At 59.6% G+C, this 10,282-nt stretch carries 7 protein-coding genes; all 7 read right to left on the bottom strand.

Annotated features, from left to right (window positions below):
- A partial coding sequence (gene vgrG / locus JO226_RS14265) for a type VI secretion system tip protein VgrG (RefSeq protein WP_293600096.1) occupies nt 1–1,708 on the bottom strand: 1,708 nt, incomplete at its 3' end.
- Complete coding sequence (gene tssH / locus JO226_RS14260) at nt 1,705–4,341, bottom strand: type VI secretion system ATPase TssH (protein WP_293600577.1); 2,637 nt, start codon at nt 4,339–4,341, stop codon at nt 1,705–1,707. The genes tssH and vgrG, both read right to left, overlap by 4 nt.
- 173 nt (nt 4,342–4,514) lie before the next feature.
- Nucleotides 4,515–5,006, bottom strand: coding sequence for a type VI secretion system effector Hcp (hcp, locus tag JO226_RS14255; RefSeq protein ID WP_103179849.1), 492 nt, complete (start codon nt 5,004–5,006; stop codon nt 4,515–4,517).
- Between the two features lie 4 nt (nt 5,007–5,010).
- A complete protein-coding gene (locus JO226_RS14250; RefSeq protein ID WP_293600095.1) occupies nt 5,011–6,714 on the bottom strand; it encodes an OmpA family protein in 1,704 nt (567 codons plus the stop codon).
- Nucleotides 6,711–7,376, bottom strand: a complete 666-nt coding sequence (gene tssL / locus JO226_RS14245) for a type VI secretion system protein TssL, short form (RefSeq protein WP_293600094.1) — start codon at nt 7,374–7,376, stop codon at nt 6,711–6,713. Before tssL ends, JO226_RS14250 begins: the two co-directional genes overlap by 4 nt.
- Entirely contained in the window at nt 7,373–8,713 is a 1,341-nt protein-coding gene (gene tssK / locus JO226_RS14240) for a type VI secretion system baseplate subunit TssK (protein WP_293600093.1), read from the bottom strand. Before tssK ends, tssL begins: the two co-directional genes overlap by 4 nt.
- A 12-nt stretch (nt 8,714–8,725) precedes the next feature.
- Entirely contained in the window at nt 8,726–10,270 is a 1,545-nt protein-coding gene (gene tssC, locus JO226_RS14235) for a type VI secretion system contractile sheath large subunit (protein WP_293600092.1), read from the bottom strand.
- Between the last annotated feature and the right edge of the window lie 12 nt (nt 10,271–10,282).

The raw sequence follows: 10,282 nt of genomic DNA, 5'->3' as shown, positions 1-10,282 counted from the left end.
GCCCCTGCGCCTTCGCCTGCCCGTCGGCGCTGATAAATATCCCTTTCTGCGCCCGTATCGCGCCCCAGCTGTCGGTGCGCAGTTCAAAACCCTCGCCCCGCTGCTGCCTTTCGCTGTCCACCAGATGTCCCAGGTTCAGCTGACTTTTGCCGCCGTACTCCGTGGAGACCTTGATGTGCTCCTGTCCGCGGTTATCATCGAGGCGAATTTTGTTGTTCGCCGGGGTACGCAGGACGTTGCGCCTGTAATTGCGGATGGTGACGTGGTCCGGGTGCGAGGAGTCATGCAGCACGCCCGCGATATACGGCCTGTCCGGGTTGCCGTCTTCAAAGCCGATCGCCACTTCGGTTCCCGCCAGCAGCGGCAGATGCAGGCCATAGGTGTCCCCGGCGTAAGGGCGCGACTGGCGCGCCCACAGGCTTTCAAAACCGGTTTCCCAGCTGTCGCGGTCAAACAGCATGTTGACGCGGTAGCGACCGTCTTTATCAATATGGCCGTAGGTGTCGTTTTCGGTGGTGCTGGTCACCCGAGCGGGCAACGTGCCCGCCATCACCGGGCGCTGGCCGGGCTGCGGGCGAAAGCCGTAACCGGCGTTGTCCGGAATGGCGTCAAAGGCAATCTCAAAGCTCCTGTCGCGCTGCGCGCTGCTCATCATCGCCGTGATCACCACGCCTTTGGTAAAGGTCTCCGTCACTTCATCACCGCCGGTGACCTTCAGCACCTGGCCCGGCGAGAGCGTGGCGCTGCTGGTGATCCCCGAAAGACAGGTCTGCCCGTTCAGGTAGCGTTCATGGCGGATACGGGCGTAAAAGGCGCCGGATTCCGGCGCCGGGTTACGCTCATGGGCGCTGCCCCGGGTCAGGTAGTTATCGGCATAGTGATAGGCATCGCCGTAGGTGGTCTCATCCCCGCGCGAGGCATCCACCTGCGTGTTCATCTCCTGGGTGGCCTGACGGTAGTTATAGTCGCGGGTACTGACCTGTTTTTGCACCACGCAGTGGCGGCTCTCCATTCCCCAGACAGATTCCACGCCGAGATCCACCTGTCCGGACGGCGCGACCGAGGGCAGCGTCTGCCCTTTTTCGTAACCCTGCTGGCTGTCGTAAAACTCCACCACGTCAATGTTCAGACGCGTGTCGGTGGTAAAGCGAAACCAGACACCCACCTCACCGAGCAAACGGGTGATGAAATGGAGATCATCCTCGCCGTACTGCATCACCTGCTCCCGGCGCGGATACGCTTTCGACAGCGTGAAGACAAAATCCTGGCCGCGCAGGTTGTGCCGCTCGCGGAGGATCTTCTCCACAATTTGCGGCACCGACATATCCTGGTAGATGGCGTTCTGGTGCGAGCGGTCGAGCAGCGCCAGACGCGGCGTCAGGGTCAGCGCGTAATGGGTTTCATCTTTTGAGGTGCCGAGACGTTCAAAGCCGCTGACCACGCCCTGCATCACCCGCACCGGCTGCTGAATTTTAATGCCGAAGCCCTGATCCACCGGCGCCTGCAGGGTCAGCGAGGCGGATTTCATCAGCATCATCTCTTTGCTGATGGCGTGGTCGGCGCTGGTGAACTCAATCCGGTAGCTGAACGGCTGGCTTAAGGCTTCGCGGCCTTCAAAGGCCAGCACGTCGAGTACCGACGAACAATCCCTGACCGCCAGCAGATGATGGCTGTGGCTGAAGCGGACAGGAAATGGAATGGTGGTCATGCCTCGTCTCCCTCTGTGGGCCCGTCAAACGTCATCGCAACGCCTGTCTCTTCATCCCAGCCAAGCGTCAGGGTGTGCGGCTTTTGTTTCGCCGCCATATGGATAAGCAACTGCTGGCTCAGCACCGGCAGGATCTGCTGGTTGAGCAAGCTGTCGACATTCCGCGCCCCGGTGTCCGGCAGCAGGCAGGCCGCGGTCAGCGCGTCGTACAGGCTGTCGGCAATCTCCGTTTTGATGCCGTAGTGACGCGCCAGTCGTTGGCTTACCTGGTTCAGCTTCATATCCACAATGATGCGCATCGCCGCCTCCGTCAGCGGGCGGTAGACCACCGTCTGAAAGCGCGCCAGCAGCGCGGGCTGGAAGTGGTCGCGCAGGATCGGGCGCAGCAGTTCGTGCAGTTCGCCGTCGGTTGAGGCGGGTCGCTCCTCCAGCAGCTGCATCAGGGAGTCGCTGCCGAGGTTGGAGGTCATCAGGATCACCGTGTTACGAAAGTCGATTTCCCGCCCTTCGCCATCGCGCATGAAACCGCGATCAAAGACCTGGTAGAACAGGTTCATGACGTCGCGATGGGCTTTTTCCACTTCATCCAGCAACACCACGCTGTAGGGCCGTTTGCGCACCGCTTCGGTGAGGATCCCGCCCTGACCGTAGCCGACGTAGCCCGGCGGAGAACCTTTCAACTGGGAAACAGTATGCGGTTCCTGGTACTCAGACAAGTTGATGGTGATAAGCGATTTTTCGCCGCCAAACAGCTCATCCGCCAGCGCCAGCGCGGTTTCGGTTTTCCCGGTCCCGCTCGGGCCCACCAGCAGGAAGACGCCCTGCGGGCCGTTCTCCGGGGCGAGTCCTGTTTTCGAGGCGCGCAGGCGCTGGGCAATGGCGTTCAGCGCCGCGTCCTGGCCGACAACGCGTTTTGCAAGGCTCTGCTCCAGGCTCAGCAACTCGGTCTGCTCATCCTTCATCAGCGAGGAGAGCGGTACGCCGGTCCAGTCGGCAATCACCGTAGCCACAGTGCGCGCGTCGACGTCCAGTCCCAGCAGCGGATTGGATTGTTGAATGGCGCTGAGCCGGGTCTGCAAATCAACGATTTCCGCCTGACGGGAGATGTCGCTGCGACAGGCCAATAGCTGTTTTGTCAGCGCCAGCTCCTGCGCATATTGGGCTTCCAGGGCGCTCAGTTCACTGCCCAGCGCGCGTTCTTGCTGTTCGATTGCCGCCAGCCGCTCGCCGTGAGTCGAATTTCCCACCGCGATATCTTCCAGCAGCGCCTGTTTTTCCATTTCCAGCGCGGTGATAGCGGCTTTCGTTCGGGTCAGCGCTTCGGGGAGGGTGTCGAGGCTCATGCGTACGCGGGCCGAGGCGGTATCCAGCAGATCCACCGCTTTGTCCGGTAGCTGACGCCCGGTCAGATAGCGACGTGACAACGTCACTGCAACCCGGACGGCTTCATCGGTAATATGGACGCCGTGATGCCCGGCATAACGGGATTTGAGGCCGCGCAACATCAGGCAGGCGGTATCGTCATCCGGCTCATCCACTTTTACCATCTGGAAACGACGCTCCAGCGCGGCATCGCGCTCAAAGTACTGTTTGTACTCGCTCCAGGTGGTGGCGGCGATGGTTCTCAGTTCCCCGCGCGCCAGCACCGGTTTCAGCAGGTTGGCAGCATCGGCGCCCCCGGCCTGATTGCCCGCGCCGATGATAGTATGCGCCTCGTCGATAAACAGCAGCACCGGGGTGGCTGACTGCTGCACCGCTTCGATAATGTTTTTCAGCCGCTGCTCAAATTCGCCTTTCACCCCGGCGCCCGCCTGCAACAGACCGAGGTCCAGAGTACGCACGCTCACCGGTTTCAGGCTATCCGGCACATTGCCTTGCGCAATACGCAGCGCCAGCCCTTCCACCAGCGCGGTTTTGCCCACGCCCGGTTCGCCCACCAGAATGGGGTTGTTTTTACGACGTCGGGAGAGGATGTCCACCATCTGGCGGATTTCGTTGTCGCGGCCAAATACCGGGTCGATTTTCCCCTCGCGAGCGCGGGCGGTCACATCCTGCGTAAAACGATGAAGGACGGCGAGTTCAGGGCTTTCTGCTTTTCCCTCTTCCCCGTTCGGCTTCTCAGCGGCCCGCCCGACAAACGCCACCTCGCCGTTCAGCATTTCTGCTTCGTTTTCATCCGACTGGAGCTCGAGCATCGGGCGCAGGCGCTCCAGCTGCGTTTGCCCAAGGCTGGTGAGCGGCCAGAGACCGCCGCATTTCAGTAACGAGGGTTTTTCCACCACGGCCATCAGCAGATGAACGCTGCGGATCTGCGGCGTCTCCTCCAGCGCGGCGTACAGCCAGGCCTGCTTCATCAGGCTTTCAACATCGCAGGAGAGTTGCGGGCGGCTACGCACCGAACGCGGCAGCTGTTCCAGATGTGTAAGGAGAGCCTGCCAGATAGCGTCCATGTCCCATTCGTAGCGACGCGCAATCACCGTGATATCCCCTTCACCCTGTTCCAGCAGCTTCAGCAACCAGTGCTCCGGCAGGATCTCCGCATGCGCCCGGGCCTGGCACAAAGATGCAGCACCTTCCATCGCACGGGCGCAATAAGGATTAAGACGACGTAGCAGAATGGCCGGATTTTCCATGTTCGTTAACTCGCTGTCGGGACCTTCAGGGACGCTACCGCCCATCGCTATTCCTTTATATAAGGAACCAAAGCGCATCAGGTCAGGTTTCTCAAATTGTGTTTTTCGTTAAGCCCCCGTAAGGCGCAGAGGCTTAACGAAAAGCGGACAGAGGGAGTCTGTCCGCAAAAGACTTACGCGGTGGCGCGTTCATTCCAGGAATCGGAATGAATGATGTTGCCGTCTTTGTAGGTCCAGGTGATTTTTTCGTAGCGCAGTTCGATCTGCTCGAGATGGTTATGCTTCTCTTTGGACGGATCTTTGATGTCGTGCATCAGCGGGTTAACCTTCACCACCTTCACGTTTTCCAGTTTGGTGTTGAAGTATTCCACTTCCTGACCGGCGTCATTGATTTTGTACCACTTGAACTCGGCGGACTTCAGGGTCTGGCCGGTGGTGACCGCCTTGTAGAGATACGGGCTGGAAGAGTCGATCTCTTTGGTAAACAGGAACGGCGTGTGGATACGCGTGCCGGTCAGCTTACCGGTGTTGTTGTCGGTCGGGATGTACAGGTTATGCTCCTGAGCGACCACCTCAATGCTGCCTTCGCGATCTTTCACGTCTACAGACCCTTTAATGTCCGCGCCGCCATCGTCTTTCAGCCACAGATAAACAGGAATTGCCATCGATTTACTCCATTTCGTTTTTTGATACGCCATCATCCTGCGATGACGTGCTGGGGTTATCCGGTATCTGACAGGCCTCGGCCTGCGGAACCAGACTGATTTCGACACGACGGTTCAGCGTTCGGCCTTCCGGGGTGTCATTGGTTGCGAGCGGGCGGCTTTCACCATAGCCCTGCACCGCAAAACAGCTTTCCGGCACATCGCCGGTATCGCGCATCCAGTTGCGCACGGCTTCGGCCCGTTTCAGAGACAGCGTCTGGTTAAGCTGCGGATTGCCGGTATTGTCCGTATGTCCGGCCACCACAATCAGCCAGCCCGGTCTGGCTTTGATGCCCACCAGCGAGTTGACCAACATTTTTGTTGAGCCGGGTTTGAGCTCCGCTTTGCCGGAATCAAACAACGACATGCTGTCGAGACGGACTATTTTGGGCACCCGCTTCGGCTCCGGTTTGGGCGGCGGCGGCGGAACGTATGAGCGCACCGCATTAAGAACCGGCATACGTAAGCGCTCTCCCTGATACAGCCCAAGACTCAGATTCAGCGGTTCCCCGTTGCGCGCCCACCTATCCAACTGGCTGGCGTCCTCGCGTAACACCTGTACGGCGTGCGCTTTCGGGGTGTAGTCATCCATTGAGATGCGGTCATAGCGCGCAATGTCGAAACTCACACGCTGCACCAGTTGGCGGTTGTTCCAGCCGCTGCAGCACAGTGCAACAAGGGCGGCGCAGGTGAAAATCGTCAGGCCGCATCGCCAGGCGCGCTGGCGCGGCGTCAGCCCCTGGCCCTCCGGCAAAAGCGGCAGGACAAAATCAGGTAACGCCGGGATGTTGGCTATCTCCCGCACCAGCGGGAGCCAGCCAGCGACGTCACGCAGCGCGGTCTGGCGCTGTAACCACGTTGTCCAGAGTGATGCCGGGAGAGCCCCCTCAAGAGACGGTCCTCCCCCCCACAGCACGGCCACCGGCAGAACGCGTGGCATATCCGGATTTTCATCCATCAATACCGACGTCACGTTTTGCGCAAACCAGCTCCGCAGGTTATTCATCAACACCTGTTGCTGCATCGCCATCGCCCCGCCGGTAGTCACCCAGGCGTTCACGGAGCACGGCGCCGCGCTTTCACGCCAGACGCAGACCGCCCCGCCCGGCAGCGCCGCCTGCCAGAGCAGATCCGGCATCATGGCGCTTCCCGCCAGAGCGTTGAGCACCAGGGGGATGCTGTAGCCGGTATCGCGACGCAGCCTGCTGATTTGCCAGCGCAGCGCCAGTAAATCGCGGGTCAGCGGCTCCGTATCGGCGTGCTGCTGCGGACAAACGGTCACCATCACCGACAGCTGCCGCCCCCAGTCCGGACGCAGCCACAGCAACTGACGCGCGACGTGTTCAACCTCTTCGTGAGGTTCGACGCGGATCCAACACCCCTGCGTCACCGTCAGCACCGAGGCCTCTTCCGGCCATACCCGCAGCAAATCGCCACAGACCAGCACCACCGGCTGGCGGTAGGCGGCATCCGGTAAATTTTCCAGGCGCAGCGTGGTCGGCGGCGCATCGCGGCGTTTGCCCAGTCTCCAGACGACGGCGATGCCGCCCCAGAGAACCAACATCAGCAGCACTGACGCCGTTCGTGAGAACGGTAAAAACCCCAGGCAGACAATCCCGGTCAGCAACACAGACCACAGCGCCAGTGCGCACCGTTGCGCAGGACTCATTTCTCCGCCCCTGGCAACAGCGTGAGCACCGTATGGTCAAGCCACTGATTTAACCCCCACCACAGCGCGATGAGGACCACAAGGCTTATCCCTATGCGTACAGGCCATGACGCGAATAATCCCCCCACGGCACGTCCACTTTTCGCTTGCACCAGTAGCGGGTGCTCCTGCGGCAAACTCAACGGCGGGACACGCTCGCCCAGCGCGTTCACCAGCTTTTCGCGCGCGGGATCGTTTAGCGTCCGGTAACTGCCAAGAAACCCCAGCAGCATGACCCGGTGAAAACAGACCAGTACGGTCTGGTCAGGCGCGGGGTCGCGCAGCACATCGCGCATCAGATCGCATAAGTTATCCCCGGCTTCCATCGTCCCCAGAAAACGCCCCTGCAACGGCACGTCATACCACTGGACACAGGCGTCATCCTGCACGCCGCGGCTTTTCACCGCTTCGTCCAGTAACGCGCACTGCGCGGTGAGAATATGCCGACAGTTGGCCTCGTTGAGGCCCGCTTCTTTCAGGGCGTGCTGCACGCGTTCCACATCGGCAACGCACCGCTCCCACAGCACGCGCCCTTCACCTTCATTAAAGACAGGTCCGTGGCGTAAGCTGATGACCTGTAACCAGGTGCTCTGCAACAGAGCATCGATATCGTTATTGCTCATGTTCTCAGTACCGCATAGAGTTCCAGTTCAGGCTCACCCAACGTGCCCGGGGTGTAGAACATACAGTTACCGCTCTCCAGCATTTCCTGTGCCGCAGGATGCGAAAGATCGAGGGAGAAATACTGATTTTCCAGACGCAGCGGGATGGCGGCCGGGACATGACGCAACGGTCGCAGCGGGATCCCTTGACGAGAAGCATTCACCAGGCTTGTCACGTAATCCGGGCTACCCACTTTGCACTGCCGCGGGAACTGCTCCTGAAGCTGCGCGACAGGCATTTGCGAGCGGACCGAGAGGTAAAAATCGGCCCCTTCGCGCAGGCGTGGATCGTCCAGTCGCGCCAACCACTGCCGCATCCGTTTATCGTGGGTGAGCGAGAGCGCCACCACCCGTGACGGTAAACTGGCTTCCAGCAGCTCATTGAGCAGATCAAACAGCGGTGGGAAAACGGCATTGAGATTTTCGTGCTGCCAGGCCGGAATCACGCTGACCTGATGTTCCAGCGAGAACGTCAGCAGACTGCCCGCCAGCCGCGCCAGCTCCGGGTACAATCGCTCCACAGGGCTTTGCGGATAGCGCTGAAACTGGCCTAACACCGGTTCGGCGCTGTTCAGCGCATTGAGCAGCCAGAACAGCGAGACGTCGGCCACGGCGAAATCCGCCATCCGCTCGTTGCTTTCGCGGCGCATTCCCATCAGGCGAGTCAGACGCGCACGCAGTTGCGTCATCAGTTGATCCAGTTGCGTCATCAGCCAACGGCTGCTGCCTGTGGTCAGAAGCGGCGGCAGAAAAGCGTCGTCCTGCACCCAGTTGCCCTGCGAATCCTGCAGCAGGCGCGCGACCGGACAGGTGAGATAGTCGCTGTTGTTCTGGTGTGCAAAACGCAGCGTCAGCTCCGGCTGCAACACCGCAATCTGGCGGTTGTCATCGCCAAACTGATTGCGGACATCGCGCCAGCGCTGGCGATAGCGCACCGGACGTTCCGCGATATCATCAGGCTGAAGACAGTTGCCGCCGTTAGCGCGAAGCAGCGGCAACGCCAGCATGACCACGGTCTCGTGCTGTTCGCCGGAAAGCGTCAGGACAGGCGGCAATGCATCCGCATTTTCGGTGTCGATCAGCGTGCCGTCCTGGAAGCGAACGTGCAGGCGGCGAGCCTGCAAACGCCCCAGTTTCAGCGCATCAGTTTCGAATGCGGTGCCGATAACGCCCCAGGGATGGTTGAGGCCCATTTGTGCAATACATTCGGCAGCCCAGGCCGCATACGCGGCCTGCTGCTGAAAATGCTGGGGCGAAACCATGATCCCTCGGCCCCATAACGGTTGTTCCGTCTTCACTGCGTACCTGCCTTATGCTTTCGCCTTCGGCATCTGAGAAACCAGCGACAGATTGACATCCATCCCTTCCACCTGAAAATGCGGCACGGCGTACAGCTTCACGCGGAAGAAACCGGGGTTATCCTCAATATCTTCGACGATGACTTTCGCATCGCGCAGCGGGTGGGACGCCTGCAGCTCATCGCCCGGATCGGTCATTTCCGTTACCAGGCTGCGCACCCAGGTATTCAGCTCCAGCTCCAACAAACGCCGGTCTTTGGTGGTGCCGATGTTTTCGCGCTGAATAAGCTTCAGATAGTGGGCAATACGCGACAGCAGGAAGATGTACGGCAGACGGGCGTTGATACGGCTGTTCGCCGTGGCATCCGCCGTGTCGTACAGCGCCGGTTTCTGGGTGGAGTTCGCCGAGAAGAAGCAGGCGTAATCGCGGTTTTTGTAGTAGGACAGCGGAATGAAACCCAGGTTGGCGAATTCGAACTCACGCGTTTCCGGGATCATGACTTCAGACGGAATTTTCACCTGATTCCCGGTACCCAGGTCATACAGATGAATCGGCAGGTCTTTTACCGCGCCGCCTGCCTGCGGGCCGCGAATCTGCACGCACCAGCCGTTATTGATAAAACTACGCACCATATTGGCGGCGAAGGCGAATGACGCGCTGGTCCACAGGTATTTCTCGTGCTCGGGACCTTTCACCTGCTCGACGTAGTTAAAGCTGCGAACGGGTACTGTATCGGGGCCATACGGCAGACGCCCCAGCACGCGCGGCATCACCAGGCCGAGATAGCGGGAGTCGTCGGTGTCGCGGAAGGACTTCCATTTGATATATTCGGCGCGGTCAAAGTAGTTGCCAATATCTTTAATGGCGGCCACCTCTTCCATCGACGATTTCATAAAGAACGCCGGACCGGCAGAACCGATAAACGGCATATGCGCGGCGGCGGAAACTTTGGAAATATTACGCATCAGCGCGACGTCCTGCGGGCTGGCGTCAAATTCATACGCCGAAATCACCGCGCCGATGGGCTCGCCGCCGGGCTGATCGTATTCACTCACATACGTATGCCAGTACAGACCGCTCTGAATCACTTCCGGCGCATCTTCAAAATCCTGACGCAGAGCATCTTTGGAAACATCAAGAATTTCTGTTTTTACGTTTTGACGGTAATCCGTGCGGTCTACCAGATGCTTCAGACCGCGCCACAGGGATTCCACTTTCTGGAACTCCTCATGGTGCATGACGGCATCAAGCTGGCGGCTAATCTGGTAATCAAGCTCGGCGATATGATGGTCGATTAACGTTTTATCGAGTTTTTCGACTTTCTGGCCGGACTGCTTCAGGCGCTCGAGGAAGACCTGCACGCCTGCCGTGATACGTTCATTCGCATCCGCTTCCGCCATCGCCGCTTCATCCTGCCAGATGCTCACATTGCTTAACGAGGCGGCCGGTTTCAGGTTGATTTTTTCAAACAATGCAGCATAAACACCGCCAGCTTCCGGGTTTTCAATAACGGTCGTTTTCCCTGCGGATGAGGCGTTTTCATTCTGTACAGACATCAGCATGTTCCT

This window comes from Pluralibacter sp. (assembly GCF_019237635.1).
Lineage (GTDB): Bacteria > Pseudomonadota > Gammaproteobacteria > Enterobacterales > Enterobacteriaceae > Enterobacter_B.
Note: the sequence above shows the minus strand (reverse complement) of the source record. Positions and strands in the feature narration are given on the sequence as shown.